Source organism: Phascolarctobacterium sp. (genome assembly GCF_030531065.1).
GTDB lineage: Bacteria > Bacillota > Negativicutes > Acidaminococcales > Acidaminococcaceae > Phascolarctobacterium_A.
The window spans coordinates 89,502-111,852 of sequence record NZ_JAUNOQ010000008.1; the positions used below are offsets into that span (position 1 = coordinate 89,502).

Sequence of the window (22,351 nt, forward strand, 5' to 3'; positions counted from 1 at the left end):
TTAACGACCCTCCATCATATCAATAAAATGCTTAAACAAATATTCATGACCGCCGGGGCCGGGGCAGGCTTCCGGATGGTACTGCACGGTAAACGTCGGGTGGTTAGCGTATTCTACGCCCTCGATAGTACCGTCGTTCATGGAAATATGCGTTACGGTAATGCCCTTGCCTTCCAGCGATTTTTCGTCCACCGCGTAGCCGTGATTCTGCGAGCTGATATAAATGCGTCCGCTGCGCAGATCCTTAACCGGCTGATTGATGCCGCGATGGCCGAATTTCATTTTATAGGTATCGGCGCCGTTGGCCAAAGCCATCAGCTGATGCCCTAGGCAGATGCCAAAAATAGGACGGCGGCCAATCATTTTCTTAACATTTTCGATGACCTCCGGCAAATCCTTGGGGTCGCCGGGACCGTTGGACAGGAAAATGCCGTCCGGATTATAGCGCAGCACCTCTTCGGCGCTGGTATCGGCGGGGAAAACGGTCAAATGGCAGCCGAAGCTTACGAGGTAATTAAGAATATTTTGCTTAATACCGTAATCCATAACGGCGACGTTCAGCTTGCCCTCGCCCATGGAATATACTTCCTTGGTCGTGACCTGCTGCACCTGGTCGTGAACGTCGGGAGTAGCCAGCAGCGCCTCCACCTCGTCCTGAGGCATTTCCGCCGGAACGATAACGCCCTGCAGAACGCCGTAATTACGCAGCTTGCGCGTAATAGCGCGGGTATCCACGCCTACCAGCGTAGGAATATCCTGCTGCTCCAAAAACGCCTCCAGGCTTTGCTCGTTGCGCCAGTTGCTGGGACAATCGCACAGGTCGCCGATAACATAGCCCTGGAAGAAGCATTTACGCCCTTGGTTGAACAACGGGCTGCAGCCGTAGTTGCCTACCAGCGGATAGGTCATAACTACTATCTGCCCGCAAAAAGACGGATCCGTCAGCGTTTCCTGGTAGCCGCTCATACCGGTGGTAAAAACGACCTCGCCCACGGCGTTGCGCTTGCCGTAAAGCGTTCCCTCGTACACGCTGCCGTCCTTGAGCACTAATTTGCCTTTTCTCATTGTTTTGTGCATACTACACCATCTCTCATCACAAATTTACCATGCAGCATAGTTGCGACGGCTTTGCCCTTGCAGGCCTTGCCCTCGTAGGGGGTGAACTTGCCGCGGGTATAGAATTTGGAGCTGTCAACAGTCCATTCTTTATTTAAATCCATAATCGTAATATCGGCTACGCCGCCCTCTTTCAAGGTGCCGCCTTGCAGCTTGAACAGCTTGGCAGGCTCGCAGCTCATCTTACTGATGATGATATTCAGGTCGAAAATATTCTTATGATACAGGTCGGTCAACATCACGCCCAGAGATGTTTCCAAACCGCAGAAGCCGCAGGGAGCATAGCGGAACTCCACATCCTTTTCCTCCGGCGCGTGGGGAGAATGGTCGGTAACGATGCAGTCTACCGTGCCGTCCAGCACAGCTTCGCGCATAGCCTGTACATGGTCCCAGCTCCGCAGCGGCGGGCTGACGCGGGTAGCGGAATTATAACCGGCGCAGGCTTCGTCAGTCAGCGTCAGATGATGCACCGTTACCTCGCTGGTAACGTTAACTCCCTTCTTCTTGGCCTGACGGATAATATCGATGGCGCCCTTGGAGGCTACATGGCAGATATGCACATGCGCGCCGGTGTATTCGGCAATAATGCAGTCGCGGGCCACGGCGATATCCTCGGAAATAGCCGGAATGCCCGGCACGCCGATACGCGCGGAAACAGCGCCCTCATGCATATAGCCTTCGGCGTTCAGCTCCGGGTCGATGGCATGGCACAGCAGCGGCTTGTCGAAAGCCGTAATATATTTAGCCGCCAGCGTAAACAAGCGGGAACTCTTTACATAATGGCCGTCGTCAGAAAAGCCCATAGCGCCTTTTTCCGCCATATCGCCCATCTCGGCCAGCTCCTCGCCCTTTTCGCCCTTGCTGATAGCGCCGATAACCTCTACGTTAGCGTAACTTTCCTCCGCAGCGCGCTGCTTAATGCCGCTTACTACGATGGAGGTATCGATAACGGGCTTGGTATTAGGCATGCAGGCCACGGTGGTCACGCCGCCGGCAGCGGCAGCCATCGTACCGGAAATAATATCTTCCTTCGCTTCCAGGCCGGGCTCGCGCATATGGGTATGTACGTCGATCAAACCAGGCGTTACCACAAGACCGGTAGCGTCGTATACTTCGTCGGCAGCTTCGGCGATATTTGCGCTCAAAGCCTTAATCTTACCATCCTCTACCAGGATGTCCATTACAGCGTCCAGCTTTTGGCTGGGGTCAACGACCCTGCCGTTTTTAATCAACGTTTTCAATGTGTTTACCTCCTGTCAAAGTCAAGAATAAGAGCGCCATACGTACTGCCACGCCGTTTTGTACCTCGGTACGAATTGCGGCATTATCACAGTAGCCAACCTCCCAGGAGATTTCCAGGCCGCGGTTCATGGGGCCCGGATGCAGTACGGTTACATCGGGCTTAGCCAGCTTCAAGCGGCTCTCGTTGATGCCGAAAATACGGGCATACTCGCGGGGAGACGGGAACAAGCCCTTTTTCTGGCGTTCCAGCTGAATACGCAGAATATCGACAACGTCAGCGTCCGCAATAGCGTCCTCTACACGTTTATGTACGGTTACGCCAAGAGATTCCACATCATGGGGCAGCAAGGTCATGGGGCCGGCCACATGCACCTCGGCGCCCATTTTAGTCCAGGCGGCAATATTGGTGCGCGCCACGCGGCTGTACAGAATATCGCCGATAATAGCCATTTTCAAGCCCTTCAGGGTTTTGCCCTGCTCGCGGATGGTGAACATATCCAGCAGGCCCTGGGACGGATGCGCGTGAGCGCCGTCGCCGGCGTTAATGATTACCGGGTCGGCAACCTGCGCAGCGTAAGCGGCAGCGCCTTCGATGGGATGACGCATAACGATAGCGTCGCAAGCCATGGACTGCAATGTCAGAATAGTATCGCGCAGGCATTCGCCTTTAACCACGCTGGAGCTGCTGGTGGTAACGTTAACCACGTCGGCTCCCAGGTACTTGCCTGCCAGCTCAAAGGAAGTGCGGGTACGGGTACTGGGCTCATAGAACAAATTGATGATGGATTTGCCGCGCAGAGAAGGAAGCTTCTTAATATCCCTCTTCATAACCTTCTTCATTTCCTCAGCTGTCTTTAAAATCAATTCGATTTCTTCCACGCTGAGGCTTTCCAGATCCAGTATATCTCTGCCTCCCAGAGATACATTTGATTTAGCCATTAGCTTTACCTCCTGTATAATATATGCTCTTGAATGAATAAAAAATAAAAGCCTTCTCGTCCCATGTAGGTACAAGAAGGCCCTTGCTTGTCAACAGTAGCTTAACCTTGCAGTCTCACGGGACCAATTTAAAGGTGCATTTGATTGTATATATTTTACACCCACGCGCACTATCCGTCAAATATTTCGCGCAAAATTTTACGCCTTTTTAATCATAAAGACGGACTGGCCTTAACGCAGCCTTTAGGTGTATAATAAACATTATCTTCCCTTATTAACGCAAGCTTCCGAAAGGATAATAATATGAGAAATACGATAATAGATAATATCAGGGCGCTTTGTATGCTGGGCGTTATCGGCATCCACACCGGCAGCCTGGCGCTGACCCCCAACGATTTCACCCTCTACTGCCTGCTGGAAATTTTAAGCCGCTACAGCGTCCCCGCCTTCTTTTTTATTTCCGGCTACGGGTTGTGCTATACGGATAAAACTTTACTCAGCGGCGGCGCTCTGCCCTATGCGAACTTTATGCAGAAACGGCTGCGCGGCGCAGGGCTGCCCTATTTGAGCTGGTCGCTATTCTATATGCTGTACTTCTGGCTTATTCTGCCGCCGGGCTTCGTCAGCTGGCAGCCGCTGCATGTGGCCTTCGTGCTTTTCTTCGGCCTGGGCTGCTACCATTTGTACTTTATGGTTATCCTGCTGTGGTTCTACGCTTCCTATCCCTTATGGCGCTCCCTGCTGCGCGTCATCATCAAGCACGGCGCGACTGCGGGACTGGCGCTGCTCCTGCTTTTCCAGCTGGCCTTCAACTGGTGGACCACCCATCCCGGCGTCGACCCCAGCCAATGGAGCCCGCTGGCGAAGAACTTTTTCGTTTACCGCTTAAACTACCTGCCCCTGCATTACCTGCTGATTTTTATGGGCGGCGCTCTAGCTGCCGTCTATTGGGATAAATTCATAGTCTGGCTGCGCGCTTATCCTCTGCCGGTGTTCGCTCTTTACCTGGCGAGCGTCGTTTACGACGCGGGCAGCGCCTACTACGCCTTTCACTATCAGGGCTATACCCTCATCGATTTGGCTAACACCTATCATCAGCTCAGCCCCCAAGGATTATTGTACACCATAGCCTCCCTGCTGTGCTTCTGCCTGCTGCTGGATTGGCTGGAGCGCCGTGTGCAAAGCGGCGGCGCCCCTAAAGCTGCCGTTTATTTACAGCGCGGCGTCGAGCTTTTAGCCGCCAATTCCATGCTCATTTATTTTATCCATCCCCTGCTGCTGGACTGGCTGACAAGCTTTTATAATAAATTCGGCATCGTGATGACCGTGAAAAAAGTCTGCCTGTCCTATGTGCTGCTGCTGGCCGCTTCGCTGCTGGCAAGCCTGCTGCTGCAAAAAATGTTCCGGCGCAGCCATACATTAAGCCTGCTTTTTACCGGCAAGCGCTAATGCTCTTACCGCTCTTATGGTCAGCTTGACGCTGGCCATTTTTATTGGGCAAAACAAAAGCGGCGCCCCTCCAAAGAAAGACGCCGCCCTGCAAATATTAAATTAGAAGCTCCAACGCATGCCCACGTTCCACTGCCACGGCGTAGCCACGTCGCCGCCATAGGTCTTTTCTACGTCAAAGTACAAATGCGCCGCGTCGCTGAAGTTGATGTTGGTGCCTAAGCCAACCTCCCACCAGCCGCCGCCGAGGTCTTGCTCGATGGTTCTGCTTACTCTGCCCTTAGCGAAGCTCATGCTGGTATCGCCGTCAAAGTCGTACAAATAGGATGCGCGCAGATATACATTGCCCTTATCCTTTGCCAAATCCTTGCCCAGCGCAAAGCCCAAACGACCTACGAAGCTGTCCATACCGTCCTGGCGCACTCTGACGCCGTTCGAGGTCAGATAATCGGCGCTACCTACTTTGCCGTAGGTCAGTTCTACCTGTGGCTCAATCCACAGCCCGTTGTCCTTCGTAAAGCGTTTGCCATATTCCGCGCTCAAGCTGTAGCCGTTGGTATCATAATCGCCCTTGCCTGCGCCGCCGGTTACGTCAAATTCATGGTCCAAACGCGCATATTTAGCGATTAAATCGATAAAGCTGCCGTCGTCGCCCAAGTAGCTGCCGTACAGAGCCAGGCCCTTATGAGTGTTTTCGCCAGTGCCCTTATTAAAGCTGCTTTCGCCGTCAGTATAGGTGAAGGCCGCGCCCACCGTCCAGTTCTTATTCACGCTCAACTTTTCGTCGTAACCGATTTGGTAGCTGTTGTACTGGTTCTTAATGCTCTTGTACTTGCCTTCGCCGCGGGTCATGCGCACCCACACGCCGTGCTCGCCGCTGCTGTCGCGCAGCTCGCCTAAGCGCTTGTTCATATCGTTATTTTCCTGACGCCAAGTCATCAGCGCAATAGCGCCCATGTTGCTGATACCTGCGTTGGAGGTGTTGACGGCTTCTTTAATTGTGTTCAGTACAACTAAACCATCTTTTACACTCGCTGTAGCTAAACCGGTAACAGCAGTTTCTGCCATCTCAACATCAGTTGCAGCAGAATCTTTTGCTCTATCAACAGTTTCATCACTTACCTGGTCTGCTATCAATTGCAAGGCGTCATTCATATCGTACTGTTGTACCAACCGTTCAGCATAAGCTCTTGTTGTAGCAACATTCAATTTTTGCAAATCGTTCTTTTCGATAATTTGCATTTTATTCTCGGTATCGTTAACAATAACAGTGCCTTCACCAGAAATATTTTCTACTTGTACAGCTTGTTCTTCTGCATCGGTTAAATTTACTATACCTTTGTCCAAAGTCAAATTGTTTAGAGCAGTAGATTGAACGCCAGAATCGCTCTTAGAACTGCCATCTTCATTATATTCGCCTTCTATTGAAACTTTTTGAGCATTCCATTGAGCGTTATCGGCAAGTGTTAAACTAAAGTTTTCAATTTTTAGTTCTTCAGCGTCAGGGCGATGAGTTACATTTCCGTTTTTATCAGTTTTAGCATCCCATGTAACCTTAGTATTGCCATTCCATACAGATTCAGCACCAGTTAATTTAACTTCTACGGTCGTATCAATACGTGTCCCAGAAGTATTGCCATCATAAGAGAAATTAATATCGCCATTCAATTTAGTAACATTAGTATTGTCTGCACCAGTATTAACTTTTAATACAGAATCACCGCGAGCAGAAATAGCGTCATCAGCGTTAACTTCAATATTACCGTCGACATTCATTCGCCCTTGGCTCATAGTCACTAAGCCAGTCGAATGCCCTTCTTGTTCTGCTGTGCTATTGACCAAAATATTATCTGCCTTAATATTTATTGTTGCAAATTTTTCAGCATTATCAGCAGGAACGCTATTGTTCTGAGCAGAAATACCATAAGCCCATCCTGCGCCAGTAGCACTCGTATTAACTGTTAAATTTTTGGTATTGATATCAACAGTAGAACCTTTTACAGCACAAATACCTACATTTATTGTTTCTTTATTATCAGGATTATTAGAAGCAGTATTAATGATAATATTTTCCGTTTTATCACTACCAAGTTTTACTGACGTACCATTTTTTACTTCTACACCTCTAGCAATATCTGCAATAACGTCAATAGATAAATCTCCTTCTGTGTTTACAAGTGTTGTATTAGCTGTCGTACCATCAAAATCATTAGTCATAATGCCTACAGCTTTACCACCAATAGCATTATTTTTTACTACAATATTGCTATTATTTATTTTAATATTAGCTATACCTTCATCAGTCACAGAAGAATTAGAGTAACCATCAATAGCTTTTATACCCACAGCAAGGCCGAATTGATCACCATTAAGATTATCTTTATTATCTTTCAATAAAGGTTTACTAATATTACCGTTAGATTCTACATATATATCAGCAGTACCTTTAATATCAATATTACCCATCTCCGCTACTATACCATAAACAGGCGAAGCATAATCCCCAGTAGCGCTACCAATTACGTCAATATCAACCACGGTATTTGCAGAAGCAACAATTTTAGCATTCTCAGTATAAGTAGTTAAACCCATAGTCTCAGTACGAAGTTTTTGTTCATTTCTTGTCGTAGCAGTATTGACATTAATATCAACAAAAGAACCATTAAAACTTGTTAAAGTATTTCCGCCAGCAGATATGCCGTATGCGGCTTTACCATTTTCATTAGTCGTAGTAACATCCACCAAAAGATTATCGTTAAAAGTAATTTTACCATTATCCATGGCTAAGCCATTAATAGCGTTATTACCTGTACCAGTCAAATCTGTAGATACGCTAATTCCTACACTTTTGTTGAAAGTTAAGTCAGCAGTATTACTATTAATCATTAATCCACTAATGCCTGAATTAGTAGTATATGTACCACTATTAATAGTAAATTTGTAATTTACATCATTATCAATAACTTTCTCCCCATTATAATAATATCCACCAACGCTATAGCAACTATAATTTTGCCCGTTAATTAAATGATTAGAATGATCCATCGTTGTAATTATTTCAAAACCATTCGCAAGATCTCCTTGAAAATAATAATGAGTTGCTGTTGCCGCCAACGCATTGCCCGTAATCACAAACGCCATGAGCGCGCCTAAAGCTAAACTTCTTTTCAACACCGTCTTTTTCATAAGCCTCCGCCTTTCTTTTTTGCTGCCGCTGTACTTACCGCCAGCCGCCGCTTTGCCAAGCATCGGTAATTTTTAAAACACCTGCTTTCTGACAAATGTTTAACGCCTAAGCGATACTTATAACAACAGCTTAATATCAATTCCATTATATACGCTTGTCCCCCCCCTGTCAAACAAAAGTCGTGTCGAGCGACTTTTGTGTTGCAGCGCTCACGCGCTGGCTGCCTTAACTAAAGCCAGCAAAACCCCGAACGCTGAACGCTGTCAAAGCATACAAAAAGAGCGCACCCTTCCGGATGCGCTCTGAAAGCTGTCGCTTATTATTTACGGATACCCAGTTTAGCGATGATGGCACGATAACGCTCGATGTCCTTGCTTTGCAGGTAGTTGAGCAGACCGCGACGTTTACCTACCATTTTCAGCAGGCCGCGACGGGAATGATGGTCTTTTTTATGCTCTTTCAGATGCTCGGTCAAGTATTTAATGCGCTCGGTCAGAACGGCGATTTGTACCTCCGGAGAACCGGTGTCGCCCTCGTGACGGGCATTGTCAAGAATTACGGCAGTTTTAGCTTCGCTAGTTAACATTGTTGTTTCCTCCTAAATTTTAAATTGCCAAAAGCATAGTAGCCGCTGGAGAGGCGCACCACCAAGCCTTGGTTCACATACTGTGATAGTATATCATACTCCCGCGCTCAAGGCAAGAGCTTTCTTGAAAATAACCTCAAAAGGATTGCAGGCATTCCAGGCAGGCAGCCTTATCCTGAGCAAGCTGCGCTTTCAGCGCAGCTAAAGAAGTAAATTTAACCTCGCCTCTCACGCGCTGCACAAACTGCACCGTCAGCTGCCGTCCATAAATATCTCCTGCAAAGTCAAAAATATGCGTTTCCAGCCGCGGCTTTTCCACATCGCCAAAGGTAGGATTTTTGCCGATATTCGCCATGCCGCCGTAGATTTTATCGCCCAGCAGCACACGCACCACATAAACCCCGCCCAAGGGAACAGCCAAACGGTTGTCCTCCAGCTCCAGATTCGCCGTAGGATACCCCAACAGCCTGCCGCGTTCGTTGCCGTGAGCCACCGTGCCGCTGATACTGTAGCTACGGCCCAGCATTCTGTTGGCCTCCACGATATCGCCTTCGGCAATCAAACGGCGGATGGCCGTACTGCTGATAACCATTGCGCCGTCGCTGACCAGACTGCGCACCAGCAGCGTAAAGCCCAGCTTAGCGGCGGACGCTCTCAGCGTAGCTACCGTACCCTCGCCCCTGATGCCGTAGGTAAAATTGCTGCCCACAACCAGGCAGCTATAGCCCAATGCTTGCAGGCGCTGCAAAAACTGCTCCGGCTCCAACCGCGCTACGCTTAGGTCAAAGGGAATATCCACCAGCACGTTGACGCCTAAATCCCGCAGCAGCTCCTGCTTCTGCTGGGGCGTAATCAAGGCCGGCGGCACCCTGTCCGGACGAAAGCAGGCATAGGGGTGGTTGCTGAAGGTAAACACAGCCAGCTTGCCCCCCGTTTTCAGCGCCTGCTCCCTGGCCGTGCGGATAACGTCCACATGGCCGCGGTGCAGCCCGTCAAAGGTACCCAAAGCCACTACGCAGGGAACATTAAATTTATGTAATTGTCCTAAAGCAGTGATTATTTCCATCAGCAATCCTCTGGCATTTTATAGTGAGCAAAAATTTTTTCCGCCTGTACCCTTCCCTCAAGACAGCGGCCGATACCTAAAAACTCCTCCGCTGGACCCAGCAGCACATACTGCCCTGCAGCAACACCCGCCATAGTGGTGCGCACGCCGTTGGTAATGCGCGCCGCCTGTCTGGCGCTCAGCGGCAAACGCGGCAAATGCGCCACCGCCGTCACCGGCGCGGCAGCGCAGCCCTCCGGGTCAGCCGCAATTTCCTGCAAGGTATGGGACTGGTTCAGTGTATAAGCGCCCACCTGGGTACGCAGCAAAAAGCTCATCGTGCCGCAGGTTCCCAACGCCGCCGCCATATCCTCGCCCAAGACGCGGATGTAGGTTCCCTTGCTGCATTCCACCGCCACAGTAAAGGAAGCAGGCGTAAAGTGCAGCAGCTCCAGCTTATAGATTTCGATAGGCCGCGGCCGGCGTTCTACCTCCACGCCGCGCCGTGCCAGCTCGTACAGCTTATGGCCATTGACCTTCAAGGCGCTGTACATGGGCGGCAGCTGCAGCTGCGGTCCGGTAAACCGCGCCAACAGCGCTTCTAAGCCTGCCTGTGTTAATTGCGGCACAGGCAGCTCTTTAATCACTCTGCCGCTGTCATCGCCGGTGTCAGTTTGTTGGCCCAGGGTAAATTCGGCAATATACTGCTTGCGTCCCTCCACGGCAAATTCCAGCAGTCTGGTAGCCGTGCCTGCAAAAACAGGAAGAACTCCTGCCGCGTCAGGGTCAAGAGTTCCCCCATGTCCGATTTTTTTCGTTTGCAGCGCCCGGCGCAAAAAGCCGATCACATCGTGACTGGTCATGCCGGGCGGCTTCAACACATTAAAAATCCCGTCCATTACACCAGCCTGCCCAGTTCAGTCAAAAGCTGCCGCCGAGCCTCCTCCACCGGCGCGTAAATCGTGCAGCCTGCGGCCCGCAGATGGCCGCCGCCGCCGAAGCGCACCGCTACCTGCGCTACGTCCACGCTTTGGGAGCGCATGCTGACGCGGGTCACCTCCGGCTCCACCGCCTTAAACATCACGGCAATTTCTACGCCTTCAATATAGCGCGGATAGGATACAAAGCTGTCCGTATTGGCTTCCTTATTGTATAAATCGTTGGTGATTGTCAGGTACGCTATCCTGCCGTCATGCTCAAAGGTCAGCGACGGCAGCACCTTGCCCAGCAGCTCCACCGTGGCCCGCGAACGCATATCCAGACAGTCGCTGATTTCGTCAGGGTGCACGCCGTACTCCAACAGCATAGCCGCCTGGCGCATGGTTTTGGGCGTAGTATTGCCGTAACGGAAGGAGCCGCAGTCCGTAGTTATAGCAGTGTAAAAGCATACCGCCATCTCATGATCCAGCTGCCAGCCCATAGCCGCGAATAAATCGCACATTACCTCGCCCGTGGCCGCAGCCTCCGCGTCAAGATAAAGATAATCGGCAAAGCGGGTATTGGAAATGTGATGGTCGATATTCAGCAGAGTTTTATAGCGCACCTGCGTCGCCGCCAGACCAATGCGGTCAAAGGAGCTGGCGTCGATTACGGCCAGCATATCGGCCTCTGCCACAACGTCGGCCGCAGGACGCTGCACCAGCTTTATTCCCGGCAAAAAGCCGAAGCTGGCGTTAATCTGGTCGTCGCAGTATACGGTTACTTCCTTGCCCTGCTGCCGCAAAAAACGCGCCAGGCCCAAGGCGGAGCCCAGCGTATCGCCGTCCGGGCTCACATGGGTACACAGAACTATTTTTTCAGCCTGCAAAAGCAGCGCGCCTGTTTCCTGCAAAGAAAGGTTTTTACTCATCTTGCCCTTCCTCAGCCGCAGGCTTTTCTTCTTTTTTAATCTTGTCCAGGATGCTCTGGATATGGGCGCTGTATTCCATGGAGGTATCCTTTTGCAATATCAGCGTGGGCGCAAAGCGCAGGCGGATGCGTTTGGCGATTTCCGTGCGCATAAAGCCCAGCGCCTTATTCAGTGCCTGCCAGGTTGCCTCCTGTTTATCCTGAGGTCCGTAAAGGCTGATAAAAACCTTGGCATAGCTCATATCGTCAGTCAGCTCTACGCCGGTAACGGTAACGAACTGGATGCGCGGGTCCTTAACGTCATGCAGCAGCATCTTGCTGATTTCATGCTGGATGGCCTCCTGAACCTTCTCTACTCTTAATCTTGCCATATTTATATCCTCAAGCTATTCTACTGCAACCTCTTCCATGTCGTAGACCTCAAAGACGTCGCCCTCTTTGATATCGCGGTATTTTTCCAACGTGATACCGCATTCAAAGCCCTGGGCAACCTCCTTAACGTCGTCCTTAAAGCGGCGCAGAGATTCAATTACATCCTCATGCAGCACGATGCCGTCGCGCACAATACGCACCTTGGAGCTGTTGGTAACCTTGCCCTCCAGTACATAGCAGCCTGCGATAAGCAGCTTGGAAATAGTAATCAGCTGGCGTACCTCTACGCGTCCCTGTACGACCTCCTTGAATTTAGGAGCCAGCATACCCTTGATAGCCGCTTCTACATCGTTCAAAGCGTCGTAAATTACACGGTAGGTGCGTACGTCGACCTTTTCCATTTCAGCGGCCTTGCGGGCGTTGGCATCGGGACGCACGTTAAAGCCGATAATCAGTGCGTTAGCGGCGGAAGCCAGCATAACGTCGGACTCTGTGATAGCGCCTACGCCGGCATGAACGACAACTACCTTAACCTCGTCGTTTTTAATCTTCTCCAGAGAAGCCTTCAAAGCCTCGATAGTGCCCTGTACGTCGGCCTTAACGACGATGTCCAGCTCCTTCAGCTCGCCCTCCTGGATACGCTGGAACAAATCGTCCAGAGAAACCTTGGCGTTGAGCTTGATTTCCTCTTCTTTCTTCTTAGCGATACGCTTTTCAGCAACGCTGCGGGCGATTTTTTCGTCCGTGCTGTCCAAAATATCGCCGGCCTGGGGCACATCGTTCAAGCCCAGTACCTCAACAGGAGTGGACGGCAGCGCCTTCTTCACCTTTTCGCCGCGGTCGTTGATCATAGCGCGCACCTTACCGTAGGACGTACCTGCGATAATGGTATCGCCGATATGCAGCGTGCCGCGCTGTACCAAAACGGTAGCGACGGGGCCGCGACCCTTATCCAGCTGCGCTTCGATGATGGTGCCGTGAGCGGGCAGATTGGGGTTAGCCTTCAGCTCCTGCATTTCGGCAACCAGCAGGATCATCTCCAGCAAGTCGGTGATGCCTGTTTTTTGGTGAGCGGAAACCGGCACCATAATGGTGTCGCCGCCCCAATCCTCAGGAATCAGCTCCTGCTCTGCCAGCTGCTGCTTAACGTGGTCGGGGTTAGCGCCCGGACGGTCCATTTTATTGATAGCCACGATAATGGGCACCTTAGCGGCCTTGGCGTGGTTAATTGCTTCGATGGTTTGGGGCATTACGCCGTCGTCGGCTGCTACTACCAGAATAGCCACGTCGGTAACCTGAGCGCCGCGGGCGCGCATAGCGGTAAAGGCTTCGTGACCGGGAGTATCCAGGAAAACGATTTGCTTGCCCTGATAATTTACTTTATAAGCGCCGATATGCTGCGTAATACCGCCGGCCTCGCGCGCCGTAACATTGGTTTTGCGAATAGCGTCCAGCAGAGAGGTCTTGCCGTGGTCTACGTGGCCCATAACCGTAATAACGGGCGGACGCGGCAGACGCTTTTCAGGCGGATCCTCTACCTCCGGAATTTCCGTCGGGTCTTCTTCGGGCGCCTTCTGGCCTACCTCAACGCCGAAATTATCGCCGATGAGCTGCGCCGTATCAAAATCAATATCCTGATTGATGGTAACCATCATGCCCAGCATAAAGAGAGCCTTAATAACCTCGTTGACCTCGCGCTTAATCAGCTTAGCAAATTCCTGTACATTGATGGACTCGCCCACCTCTACATAGGTAGGACGCACAATTTCTACCGGAGCGGCGGGAGCCTTAGGCGCATTGGTCGGCTTACGGTTGCGGTTAACCGGCATCTGATGGCCTGCGCTACGGTTAGGACGGCTTTCCTTCGTAGCATAGGAGCCCTTAATCTGCGGCTTTTCCTTGCGGCTCTTGCCTGCGTTGCGGCTGCCCTGACGGTTATCGCCGCGAGCGCTCTCGCTGCGGCTGCTGCCGCCTGCCGGACGCGCCGAAGCCATGGAACGGCTTTCGCCATGTGCTGACTGTCCCGGCTGCTGTCCCTTCGGTCCTATGAAGATGCCTCCCTGGCGGTTGCCGCCCTGACGGCTGCCGCCCTGGCGATTATCGCTGCGCCCGCCCTGCTGGCCGCTGCGGCCTTGCTGTGGACGATCGCCGCGACCGTTCTGCTGGCCGCCGCGATTCTGCTGCGGACGGTTATCCTGACGCGCGCTCTGCTGGCCGCCGCGGCTCTGCTGCGGACGGTTATCCTGACGCGCGTTCTGCTGGTTATTGCCGGGACGGCTGTCCCCGCGGCCTCCTTGACCATTATTGGTGCGTTGGTTCTGATTATTTTGCTGCATAGTCCTCTGTCCGTTAGTATTAGCCTTCATATTTTTTTGCGGCTGTTCCTTTTTTACAGGAGCCGCCTGCTTTGCCGGTTCCGGCTTGGCAGCCTTGGGAGCTGCCTTCGGAGCCTCCGGCTTTTTATCATAGGCCTTGCGGATAACGGCCATTACCTGTTCGTCTGCGCCGCTGAAATTTTTCTTATCAATATTATGCTTCTTTAATAATTCAAGTACTTCATTTACATGCTTGCCGTAATCGGCAGCAACCTCGTATATTCTCTTGTTACCCATGCATCCACCTCCAGACTAGATATAAGGGGATTATTTTTTCATCAGCATACCGGCAAAATTACTGTCCGTAATCGCCACCGCAGCCCGCTGCGCTTTACCGATAGCGCCGCCCAGCTCTGCGCGGCTCAGCAGCTCCAGCACGGGAACGCCCGCCTGCTCCGCCAGGTAATACAAATCCTTTTTGGAATTAGGCGCCGCGTCTTGCGCCAGCACCAGCAGCTCGACAGTACCGCTCTTGAGAGCGCCGCGCACGGCAAAATCTCCCGAAACGGCTTTGCCCGCCTTTTGGGCCAGACCTAAAGCAAAGGCCGCTTTATTGTTGCCCATGTTCCAAGTCCTCCAGCAGCTGACGATATACTTCTTCACTGACAGGCTTTTCCAAAGCCCGCTCTAAACGCTTCTCCTTTACGGCTTTGGTAATGCACGCCTTATCGGGGCACACATACGCGCCGCGGCCGTTCTTCTTACCCGTCAGGTCAAGGCTTATCTCACCTTCGGGAGAACGGACAATGCGCAGCAAAGCCTTTTTATCCTTCATTTCATTGCAGCCCACACATTTGCGCTGCGGTATTTTCTTTACCTTCATCATTGCTTTTGTTCCGCTACAGCGGCCTCTTCCTTAGCCTGAGACTCGCTCTTAATATCGATCTTCCAGCCGGTCAGCTTAGCTGCCAGGCGCGCGTTTTGCCCCTCCTTACCGATAGCCAGGGACAGCTGGTAATCAGGCACTACCACGCGGCAGATTTTTTCTTCTTCATTAACAGTAGTGCTGACAACCTTTGCCGGACTCAAAGCGTTAGCCACATACTGAGCGGGGTCCTCGCTGTATTTGACGATATCGATTTTTTCGCCGCGCAGCTCGTTGACGATGGTCTGCACGCGCATACCCTTATGGCCTACGCATGCGCCTACGGGATCGACGTTTTCATCCTCGGTATACACGCTGATTTTAGAACGCATACCCGGCTCGCGGGCCACCGATTTAATTTCCACGATGCCGTCGTGAATTTCAGGCACCTCCAGCTCAAATAAACGCTTCAGCAAACCCGGATGCGTGCGGGAAACCATGATTTGCGGTCCCTTGCTGGAACGCTTAACCTCTACGATAAAGGTTTTCATGCGGTCATGGTACTGGTAAATTTCGCCGGGAATCTGCTCGTTGGGAGTCAGCACGGCCTCTACCTTGCCCAAATCGATATACACGTTTTTGTTTTCCATACGTTGGATAATGCCGGTCACGATGTCCTGATTGCGGCTCTGGAAACGCTCGTAAACTTGTCCGCGCTCCGCCTCGCGAATGCGCTGCACAACAACCTGCTTGGCGTTCTGCGCCGCAATGCGGCCAAAATTTTTCGGAGTAACCTCCACCTCTACGATATCGCCTACGGCATAGCGCGGGTCGATAACCTGCGCTTCGGTCAAGGACATTTCCGTATCGTCGGCAGGCTCGCCTTCTACTACAGTATGCTGAGCATAAACGTGAATTTCGCCAGTTTCCTTATTCATATCCACCCTGACATTCTGGTTGGAATTAGAATTTTTCTTATAAGCAGCAACCAAAGCATCCTCAACGGCCTGGAACAGAAGCTCGGGTTCAATGCCCTTCTCCTTTCCCAATTCTTGAACAGCTGAGATAAAATCTGCGTTCACTTAGTACGCCTCCTAGTTTTTGTATTTTTAAAAATCAATATGCGGTCTGATATTAGCTATCAGCCTGCGTTCAATGCGGTCCGGATTTTTAAATTCCTTACCTTTAATAATTTTTTTCACCCAAACTGCCTCGTCGTCATGGGATACCAGTACCCCGACCAGGCTTTTGAGCCCTTCCCACGGAGCAAAGAACATAATGTCCACCTTGCTGCCATACGCCGCGATAAAATCTTTATCCTTTTTCAGCGGCCTGTCAATGCCGGGCGAAGACACCTCCAGAAAATACTTTTCAGGAATCGGGTCCTTTGCGTCCAGTACAGCCGTAAGCTTTTCGCTGACCAGCTGGCAATCGTCAATTTCCACGCCGCCCGGCTTGTCCAAAAAGATACGCAGATACCAGTCCTTTTCGCGCACATATTCCACATCCACCAAGGTCATCTCGGTATCCTGCAAAATAGGCTCCACCATTTCGGCGATCAGCGCTTCAACCTCTTTAGCCTGCATCAGCTTCACCTCCATATTTAGTTTTTTGCATAATAAGCGGAAAGAGCGGGTATCGCACCCACTCTTTCTCAAAGAATACTTATATTTTCTATTGCTATTATAACATTATCCTGCGCCTATGGCAAGAGCTTACTACTACATCTGCTGCCGTTAGAGCTAAATTTTACAAGAAATTATGCCTCAGTAGCTCCTGCGGCGTAATCATTTGCTTAAAACGGCCTCGTCAAACTGTTTGCCGTCCGGCAGGAAGGCTTTGAAAACCAATTTATTTTCGTCAGCCTGCATCGTCATATAGTTTGCCGTTTCCAGCTGCGGAGCCCGCGCCGCATCCCAGGCAAAATCTCCCCACAGCCTGGGGTAACGCACGCTGCCCGCCACGCCTGTCAAAATATAGGTAATACCGTTTTCCGCAGGCGCAAAATTGCGCAGCGGCACTCTGCGGCGATAGGTATGCAAATGAGCGGTCAGCACAGCGTCTACCTGATATTTCTCAAACACCGGTATCAAGCGGTAGCTGAAATCCAGAAAACGAGTCTGCGTCTGCTCGCGTCCCGACTCCGGCCCGAAGCCGTAAATAAACACGTCGCGATGCTGCAGCACTACCTTCCATTTCGCCTTGCTGGCAGCCAAATCGCCTTCCAACCACCGCAGCTCGTCCTCCAACAGCTGGGGCTGGAACTGCTCCATCTCCGGGAAATTGCTGTCCAGCACGGTAAAATGCACCGGGCCGTAATCGAAGCTGTAAAACTGATGCGGGTAATCCTTCAAGCCATTCAGCGGCGTTGGAAAGAGATGCACATAGCTTTGGGGCAGCGCTACCTGCCATTGCAAGGAATATGCCTCATGATTGCCTATCAGGGGAGCAAGGGGAATATCGGCGCTGAAGGGCTCCACGCTGTTCAGCCAGGCGCGCCATTGGCTGGCGTCCTGCCCGTTATCCACTAAATCGCCCATATTGACATAAAAGTTGACGTCACCATGACGCTTGTAGGCCTCCCGCGCCAGCTGCTGCCAGCCGCTGTAATCGCTGCTTTGCGAATCCGGGAAAATCAGCGCCGTAAAGCCTGCGCCGCCATCGGTATGCAGGGTATGCCAGTCGCCTTTGTTTTTTTCGGTGTTAATGCGGTACTCATAAACTGCATCAGGCTGCAAGCTGCGCAGCGGGGCGCGGTATTGAATGTAATCTGCCTTCGCGTCCGTAAATGAGCAATCCTCGGCCTGTACCGTATTGCTTTGGCTTCCGCCCTGCAAACGGTATTCCACCGTATAGGGCTGCTTTACGTCGCTCTGCCACGCCAGCATCCTGCCTGTTTTATTATCCTCCGCCACCAGCTGGCGTACATATTTAACGCCTGTCGCGCTGTCGCTACCGAGCGCCTCTTTATTATCAGCAGCCTGGCCTCCGCAGCCCAGCAGCGCCATAGCCAATGCCAGCAGCCACAGCGCTAAAATTTTTCTATACATAGGTTCACCCGCTTTGTTGAATTTTTATATAGTATAACAGCTGAAGTTACGTTCAAGTCAAGATATAAACGGTGACATTCTTGTTAACATCTCCGCAAGCGGCGCGCTAAAGCGTTTTATTGGCCAGTTTGCGGCAATCGTTGAGCACAAACTGCCGGAAGCGACCGACAGCAGGCGGAACTGTCAACGGCGACACATTTGCGCCGTTTATCTTGCCGTTGACTGTCTCAGCTGACTTTGCTATATCACTGACAAACTGGAAGTTAATCTTCCGCCATTGCGTATTGCACAATCATTGGATCATCATATTCTGCCCACATAGACTTGTTTTCGTCCAACAGCTTTAGTCGTGCCATTTCATCTTCGGTCAGTTCAAAATCAAAAATATCCAGATTCTGCTTCATCCTTTCCTTATGTGTACTCTTAGGTATAACAACAATTCCTCTCTGCACTTGCTGCCGGAGTGCAATTTGAGCAGGTGTTTTCCCATGATTTTCGGCAATCTCCTTCACGATTGGATTCGCTATGATTTCTTTCAGCCTGTGTTGTGCCAATGGTCCCCATGCCTCATGCTGAATATGATATTTTTCCATCCATTCATGCAAATAGTACTGTTGCCAGAACATATGCGTTTCCACCTGATTTACGGTCGGAACAATACGTTTAAAAGTGGCAATATCCGCCATACGTTCTGCCGAAAAATTAGAAATGCCGATTGCACGAATTTTCCCTTCATCATATAAATCTTCCAATGCATGATACGCACCATAATAATCAGATAAACATTGATGAATCAACACTAAATCCAAATAGTCAGTCTTTAACTTCTTCAATGATTCTTCAACGGACGCTCTGGTTTTTTCATATCCAAATTCTGTCACCCACACCTTTGTAGTAAGGAAAATATCCTCACGTTTAATACCAAACTCCCGCATTGCCTGCTGAATACCTATACCAACTTCTTCTTCGTTGTAATAAGCCTGTGCTGTATCTATAAGTCTATATCCTACTTCCAGTGCATCATACACACATCTTGCCGTTTCTTCTTTCGAAATTTCAAATACTCCGAATCCTACCATTGGCATTTTAATACCATTGTTCAATGTTACATAGTCCATTTTATTCATTTCCTTTCGTTTTTGATTTTAATATTTACGAAAGGTTGATTCTATATGGCTTTCCCTTGGAAAAGAACTTATTCCACATATTGCCCTTAGTCATAGCGCACCTCATTAAATTCTTATTTGTCCTTTCCTTATATACTCCCTCCCGCTGTGGGTTTGGATTTTTCAGTAAGTCCAATTTTTCCAAAATTCTTTTTTATTGTAGCACAATTCTGAGAGCGTATAAATAGCTTTTTTCCGAACTTATTTCCGCATCTCGTATCTACCTCAGCTGCCAGCAAAAGCAAATATTTCCACGCTCTCGAAATTATGATAGAATGAAAACGTTAGAACAATAAATCAACATTTGCGGAGGTGCATACTTTGCTTATCAGACAAGAACGACCCGAAGATTATGAGGCGGTATACCGCGTTATAAAAGAAGCGTTTGCCAAAGCCGAGCATACGGACGGCAATGAAGCAAACTTAGTCGTCAAATTGCGCAAAAGCGAATCCTTTATTCCAGAACTATCGCTTGTTGCGGTGGACGGAGAAAAAATTGTGGGACATATTATTTTTACCAAAGCTCTCGTTCATGGCGTCGAAGTCCTTGCGCTGGCCCCGCTTGCGGTATTGCCTGATTATCAAAACCGGGGCATAGGCCTGTCGCTCATCGAAGCTGGCCACCAAGCAGCAAACGAACTAGGCTATGAATATGCCGTCGTTTTAGGGCACGCTAAATATTATCCGAAAGCAGGCTATGTTCCGGCAAGTCAATTCGGCATAAAAGCGCCCTTTGCCGTGGACGACGAAAGCTTTATGGCAATATGTTTTAGCAAAAGCCAAACCAAACTGCACGGAACAATGGAGTATGACAAGGCGTTTGGAATATAAACGCGTCAGTCCTCTCCCAGCTTTTTAACCGCTTCCTCGCCGAATAGTCCGGCTAGCAAATTCCGCGCCTGCCTGCGAACATTTTCGTCTATGTACCCCTGCGCGCGGATTAGCGCGAAAGCGATCGCTACTAAATCGTCCGTATAACCCAAAAAGCAGCCGTCAGGCTATCAAAGCCTAACGACTGCCAAAAAACGATATTCTTATTCGCCGGCCTTTTTGCCGCGCAGGAACAGCCACATGGGTCCCGCCAGGAAGGTGGAGGTATACGCGCCGCTGGAGAAGCCTACCAGCATAGCGAAGGCAAAGTTGCGGATGGTGTCGCCGCCCCACAGGAAGATAGCCACTACTGCGAACAACGACGTGCCCACCGTGTAGATGCTGCGTCCCATGGTCTGCCAAATGCTGTTGTCAATCATTTCGCTCATGCTTTCGCTGCGACGATGAATCTTTAAGTTTTCACGGATACGGTCAAAGATTACGATGGTGCCGTTGATGGAATAGCCTACTACCGTCAGCAGCGCGGCTACAAAGGAGGAATCCATTTCCATATGGAACAGCGAGAAATAGCTCAGCGTTACCATTACGTCGATAATCAAAGCGATAATGGCCGCAATAGCAAATTTGAACTCAAAGCGCATGGTAATATAAGCGATCATCAGGAACCAGGACAGCACGATTGCCAGTATCGCCTGCTGAATCAGCTCGCCGCCGACGGTAGCGCCGACGTTTTCCACACGCTGAATGTCAAAATCGCCCAGCTTGCCTTTCAAATCGTCCATCACAACGCGGCGCTGCTCGTCGTCGATAACGCCGGTACGAATCAGCACGCCCTTAGAAGTTTGGCCGCCGTCGCTGTTTTCCAGCTGAATAATGCTGTTGCCCAGGTCATGCTCCTTGAGCACGTCGCGCACCTCGGCTACGGCCACGGGCTTCTGGAAGGACAAATCCATAATGCTGCCGCCGGTAAAGTCGATGCCCAGGTTAAAGCCGCGGAAGAGCATGGAGCCGATGCCGACGCACAGGAAGATAATAGTTATAGAAAAGAAAATCTTATAATGGTTAACAATGGAAAATTTACGCATTATTTAGCCACCTCCTGAGTGTCAGCCGGTTTGGGCGCGCTGGCGCCAAAGAAGGCGGGGTTTTTCGTAAGGTTGCTGTAAACCAAAAAGCGCATCAGAAATTTGGTTACGGTAACGGCGGTAAACATACTGAGCAAAGTACCTAAAGCCAAAGTAACGGCGAAGCCCTTGATGGGGCCGGTGCCTAAATAGAACAATACTGCCGCCGCCATCAGGGTAGTAATATTGGAGTCCAAAATGGTGACGATAGCGCGGCTGAAGCCGCTGTCCATAGCGCTGCGCAATGTTTTGCCGCGTTTAACCTCTTCCTTGAAGCGTTCAAAAATCAACACGTTGGCGTCGACCGCCATACCGATGGACAGGATGATACCGGCGATGCCCGGCAGCGTCAGCGTCGCGCCCAGGTAACGCATTACCAGGAGCAGCAGCATAACGTACAACAGCAAAGCGATATCCGCCACTACGCCCGCCAAACGGTAGAAGAGCAGCATGAAAACGAATACGCCAACGATGCCGATACTGAACGCCTTGACGCTCTTATCCTTGGAATCCTGGCCCAAAGTGGGGCCGACGGTGCGGTTTTCCATAACCTCGATTTTAACCGGCAGACTGCCGCTGCGCAGTAAAATTGCCAAATGCTCGGCCTCTTCCACACTGCGGGAGCCGGAAATCTGTGCGCGGCCGCCGGTAATGGCCTCCTGTACTACGGGAGCGGTCAGCACCTCGCCGTCCAGCTCGATAGCGATTTGCTTGCCGATATTACGCGCGGTCAGGTCGGCAAATTTTTTGCCTCCCTCGTCGCTGAATTCCAGGCCAACCACGGCCTGATTGCCCTGGGACACCTGCGCTCTGGCGTCCTTCAAGTCCTTACCGGTCAGCACCACCTTGCCGCTCATATCCTTAAATTGCAGCATAGCGGTACGGCCCAGCATAGCGATAGCCTTTTCCGGGTCCTTAACGCCGGGCAGCTCCACGATAATACGGTCCTTGCCCTGACGCTGGATTACGGGCTCGGTCAGACCCAGCTCGTTAACGCGGCGTTCGATGATTTTAACGCTGCGGTTGACGGCGTCGTCGTCAACTTTTAATTCAGGCGTATCCACCGCCTGCAAAACCACGTGAGTGCCGCCCTGCAAATCCAGGCCCTGCTTGATGGAATTAGCCAGGGGGGAGATGTATACGCAGAAACCGCCGATAATCGCCAAGGCGATAATCAGGAATTTCCCGAATTCATTCCAACGCAAAATAACTTCCT

Annotated in this window: 21 protein-coding genes; 2 read left to right on the forward strand and 19 right to left on the reverse strand. The window is 50.8% G+C overall.

The window, feature by feature from the left end:
* From carA to Q4E64_RS07055, 3 genes are read right to left on the reverse strand one after another with little or no spacing between them, the layout of a single operon-like run.
* Entirely contained in the window at positions 1 to 1,065 is a 1,065-nt protein-coding gene (gene carA / locus Q4E64_RS07045) for a glutamine-hydrolyzing carbamoyl-phosphate synthase small subunit (protein ID WP_303167066.1), read from the reverse strand.
* Entirely contained in the window at positions 1,062 to 2,357 is a 1,296-nt protein-coding gene (locus Q4E64_RS07050; protein ID WP_303167067.1) for a dihydroorotase, read from the reverse strand. The genes carA and Q4E64_RS07050 overlap by 4 nt, the downstream gene beginning before the upstream one ends.
* Complete coding sequence (locus Q4E64_RS07055) at positions 2,341 to 3,297, reverse strand: aspartate carbamoyltransferase catalytic subunit (RefSeq protein WP_303167068.1); 957 nt, start codon at positions 3,295 to 3,297, stop codon at positions 2,341 to 2,343. The genes Q4E64_RS07050 and Q4E64_RS07055 overlap by 17 nt, the downstream gene beginning before the upstream one ends.
* Before the next feature lie 303 nt (positions 3,298 to 3,600).
* On the opposite strand from Q4E64_RS07055, the gene Q4E64_RS07060 reads away from it, so the two are divergent.
* Positions 3,601 to 4,746 (forward strand): acyltransferase, encoded by a 1,146-nt coding sequence (locus tag Q4E64_RS07060; RefSeq protein ID WP_303167069.1) that lies wholly within the window; start codon positions 3,601 to 3,603, stop codon positions 4,744 to 4,746.
* Between the two features lie 102 nt (positions 4,747 to 4,848).
* Here Q4E64_RS07060 and Q4E64_RS07065 read toward each other — a convergent pair whose 3' ends face one another.
* From Q4E64_RS07065 to Q4E64_RS07125, 13 genes are all read right to left on the reverse strand, one after another.
* Positions 4,849 to 7,995 carry an autotransporter outer membrane beta-barrel domain-containing protein gene (locus tag Q4E64_RS07065; RefSeq protein ID WP_303167070.1) on the reverse strand — a complete coding sequence of 1,049 codons (3,147 nt, stop codon included), beginning with the start codon at positions 7,993 to 7,995 and terminating at the stop codon, positions 4,849 to 4,851.
* Between the two features lie 257 nt (positions 7,996 to 8,252).
* Positions 8,253 to 8,519 (reverse strand): 30S ribosomal protein S15, encoded by a 267-nt coding sequence (gene rpsO, locus Q4E64_RS07070; protein WP_293729219.1) that lies wholly within the window; start codon positions 8,517 to 8,519, stop codon positions 8,253 to 8,255.
* Positions 8,520 to 8,655: 136 nt separating this feature from the next.
* Positions 8,656 to 9,585: a bifunctional riboflavin kinase/FAD synthetase gene (locus Q4E64_RS07075; RefSeq protein WP_303167071.1), complete on the reverse strand. Its 930-nt coding sequence runs from the start codon at positions 9,583 to 9,585 to the stop codon at positions 8,656 to 8,658.
* Entirely contained in the window at positions 9,585 to 10,463 is an 879-nt protein-coding gene (gene truB / locus Q4E64_RS07080) for a tRNA pseudouridine(55) synthase TruB (RefSeq protein WP_303167072.1), read from the reverse strand. Before truB ends, Q4E64_RS07075 begins: the two co-directional genes overlap by 1 nt.
* Positions 10,463 to 11,413, reverse strand: coding sequence for a bifunctional oligoribonuclease/PAP phosphatase NrnA (locus tag Q4E64_RS07085; protein ID WP_303167073.1), 951 nt, complete (start codon positions 11,411 to 11,413; stop codon positions 10,463 to 10,465). The genes truB and Q4E64_RS07085 overlap by 1 nt, the downstream gene beginning before the upstream one ends.
* Positions 11,406 to 11,783 carry a 30S ribosome-binding factor RbfA gene (gene rbfA, locus Q4E64_RS07090; RefSeq protein ID WP_303167074.1) on the reverse strand — a complete coding sequence of 126 codons (378 nt, stop codon included), beginning with the start codon at positions 11,781 to 11,783 and terminating at the stop codon, positions 11,406 to 11,408. The genes Q4E64_RS07085 and rbfA overlap by 8 nt, the downstream gene beginning before the upstream one ends.
* Positions 11,784 to 11,798: 15 nt before the next feature.
* Positions 11,799 to 14,396, reverse strand: coding sequence for a translation initiation factor IF-2 (infB, locus tag Q4E64_RS07095; RefSeq protein ID WP_303167075.1), 2,598 nt, complete (start codon positions 14,394 to 14,396; stop codon positions 11,799 to 11,801).
* Positions 14,397 to 14,426: 30 nt separating this feature from the next.
* Positions 14,427 to 14,723, reverse strand: a complete 297-nt coding sequence (locus tag Q4E64_RS07100) for a ribosomal L7Ae/L30e/S12e/Gadd45 family protein (RefSeq protein ID WP_303167076.1) — start codon at positions 14,721 to 14,723, stop codon at positions 14,427 to 14,429.
* The gene (gene rnpM, locus Q4E64_RS07105) at positions 14,710 to 14,982 is read right to left on the reverse strand and encodes an RNase P modulator RnpM (protein WP_303167107.1); all 273 of its coding nucleotides are present in this window, start codon (positions 14,980 to 14,982) and stop codon (positions 14,710 to 14,712) included. Before rnpM ends, Q4E64_RS07100 begins: the two co-directional genes overlap by 14 nt.
* The gene (gene nusA / locus Q4E64_RS07110; RefSeq protein WP_303167077.1) at positions 14,982 to 16,046 is read right to left on the reverse strand and encodes a transcription termination factor NusA; all 1,065 of its coding nucleotides are present in this window, start codon (positions 16,044 to 16,046) and stop codon (positions 14,982 to 14,984) included. The genes rnpM and nusA overlap by 1 nt, the downstream gene beginning before the upstream one ends.
* 27 nt (positions 16,047 to 16,073) lie before the next feature.
* Positions 16,074 to 16,550: a ribosome maturation factor RimP gene (gene rimP, locus Q4E64_RS07115; RefSeq protein WP_293729155.1), complete on the reverse strand. Its 477-nt coding sequence runs from the start codon at positions 16,548 to 16,550 to the stop codon at positions 16,074 to 16,076.
* Positions 16,551 to 16,751: 201 nt separating this feature from the next.
* Complete coding sequence (locus Q4E64_RS07120) at positions 16,752 to 18,014, reverse strand: metallophosphoesterase family protein (protein ID WP_303167078.1); 1,263 nt, start codon at positions 18,012 to 18,014, stop codon at positions 16,752 to 16,754.
* A gap of 263 nt (positions 18,015 to 18,277) precedes the next feature.
* The gene (locus Q4E64_RS07125) at positions 18,278 to 19,141 is read right to left on the reverse strand and encodes an aldo/keto reductase (protein WP_303167079.1); all 864 of its coding nucleotides are present in this window, start codon (positions 19,139 to 19,141) and stop codon (positions 18,278 to 18,280) included.
* Positions 19,142 to 19,492: 351 nt separating this feature from the next.
* Here Q4E64_RS07125 and Q4E64_RS07130 point away from each other — a divergent pair, with 351 nt between their 5' ends.
* Positions 19,493 to 20,011, forward strand: coding sequence for a GNAT family N-acetyltransferase (locus tag Q4E64_RS07130; protein ID WP_303167080.1), 519 nt, complete (start codon positions 19,493 to 19,495; stop codon positions 20,009 to 20,011).
* A 5-nt stretch (positions 20,012 to 20,016) separates the two neighbouring features.
* Here Q4E64_RS07130 and Q4E64_RS07135 read toward each other — a convergent pair whose 3' ends face one another.
* Genes Q4E64_RS07135 through secD form a run of 3 tightly spaced genes read right to left on the reverse strand, consistent with a single transcriptional unit; the run spans position 20,017 to position 22,340 of the window.
* The gene (locus Q4E64_RS07135) at positions 20,017 to 20,163 is read right to left on the reverse strand and encodes a hypothetical protein (RefSeq protein WP_303167081.1); all 147 of its coding nucleotides are present in this window, start codon (positions 20,161 to 20,163) and stop codon (positions 20,017 to 20,019) included.
* A 51-nt stretch (positions 20,164 to 20,214) separates the two neighbouring features.
* Positions 20,215 to 21,096, reverse strand: a complete 882-nt coding sequence (gene secF / locus Q4E64_RS07140) for a protein translocase subunit SecF (RefSeq protein ID WP_303167082.1) — start codon at positions 21,094 to 21,096, stop codon at positions 20,215 to 20,217.
* Positions 21,096 to 22,340 (reverse strand): protein translocase subunit SecD, encoded by a 1,245-nt coding sequence (gene secD / locus Q4E64_RS07145; protein ID WP_303167083.1) that lies wholly within the window; start codon positions 22,338 to 22,340, stop codon positions 21,096 to 21,098. Before secD ends, secF begins: the two co-directional genes overlap by 1 nt.
* Positions 22,341 to 22,351: the final 11 nt, after the last annotated feature.

What these genes read in the sequence shown, in the direction of transcription:
- Q4E64_RS07120 (WP_303167078.1), bottom strand. Translation starts at nt 18,014, where the DNA reads ATGTATAGAAAAATTTTAGCGCTGTGGCTGCTGGCATTGGCTATGGCG.
- carA (WP_303167066.1), bottom strand. Translation starts at nt 1,065, where the DNA reads ATGAGAAAAGGCAAATTAGTGCTCAAGGACGGCAGCGTGTACGAGGGA.
- Q4E64_RS07055 (WP_303167068.1), bottom strand. Translation starts at nt 3,297, where the DNA reads ATGGCTAAATCAAATGTATCTCTGGGAGGCAGAGATATACTGGATCTG.
- Q4E64_RS07060 (WP_303167069.1), top strand. Translation starts at nt 3,601, where the DNA reads ATGAGAAATACGATAATAGATAATATCAGGGCGCTTTGTATGCTGGGC.
- rnpM (WP_303167107.1), bottom strand. Translation starts at nt 14,982, where the DNA reads ATGAAGGTAAAGAAAATACCGCAGCGCAAATGTGTGGGCTGCAATGAA.
- Q4E64_RS07075 (WP_303167071.1), bottom strand. Translation starts at nt 9,585, where the DNA reads ATGGAAATAATCACTGCTTTAGGACAATTACATAAATTTAATGTTCCC.
- rbfA (WP_303167074.1), bottom strand. Translation starts at nt 11,783, where the DNA reads ATGGCAAGATTAAGAGTAGAGAAGGTTCAGGAGGCCATCCAGCATGAA.
- Q4E64_RS07085 (WP_303167073.1), bottom strand. Translation starts at nt 11,413, where the DNA reads ATGAGTAAAAACCTTTCTTTGCAGGAAACAGGCGCGCTGCTTTTGCAG.
- infB (WP_303167075.1), bottom strand. Translation starts at nt 14,396, where the DNA reads ATGGGTAACAAGAGAATATACGAGGTTGCTGCCGATTACGGCAAGCAT.
- truB (WP_303167072.1), bottom strand. Translation starts at nt 10,463, where the DNA reads ATGGACGGGATTTTTAATGTGTTGAAGCCGCCCGGCATGACCAGTCAC.
- rpsO (WP_293729219.1), bottom strand. Translation starts at nt 8,519, where the DNA reads ATGTTAACTAGCGAAGCTAAAACTGCCGTAATTCTTGACAATGCCCGT.
- secF (WP_303167082.1), bottom strand. Translation starts at nt 21,096, where the DNA reads ATGCGTAAATTTTCCATTGTTAACCATTATAAGATTTTCTTTTCTATA.
- rimP (WP_293729155.1), bottom strand. Translation starts at nt 16,550, where the DNA reads ATGCAGGCTAAAGAGGTTGAAGCGCTGATCGCCGAAATGGTGGAGCCT.
- Q4E64_RS07125 (WP_303167079.1), bottom strand. Translation starts at nt 19,141, where the DNA reads ATGAATAAAATGGACTATGTAACATTGAACAATGGTATTAAAATGCCA.
- Q4E64_RS07065 (WP_303167070.1), bottom strand. Translation starts at nt 7,995, where the DNA reads ATGCTTGGCAAAGCGGCGGCTGGCGGTAAGTACAGCGGCAGCAAAAAA.
- Q4E64_RS07100 (WP_303167076.1), bottom strand. Translation starts at nt 14,723, where the DNA reads ATGGGCAACAATAAAGCGGCCTTTGCTTTAGGTCTGGCCCAAAAGGCG.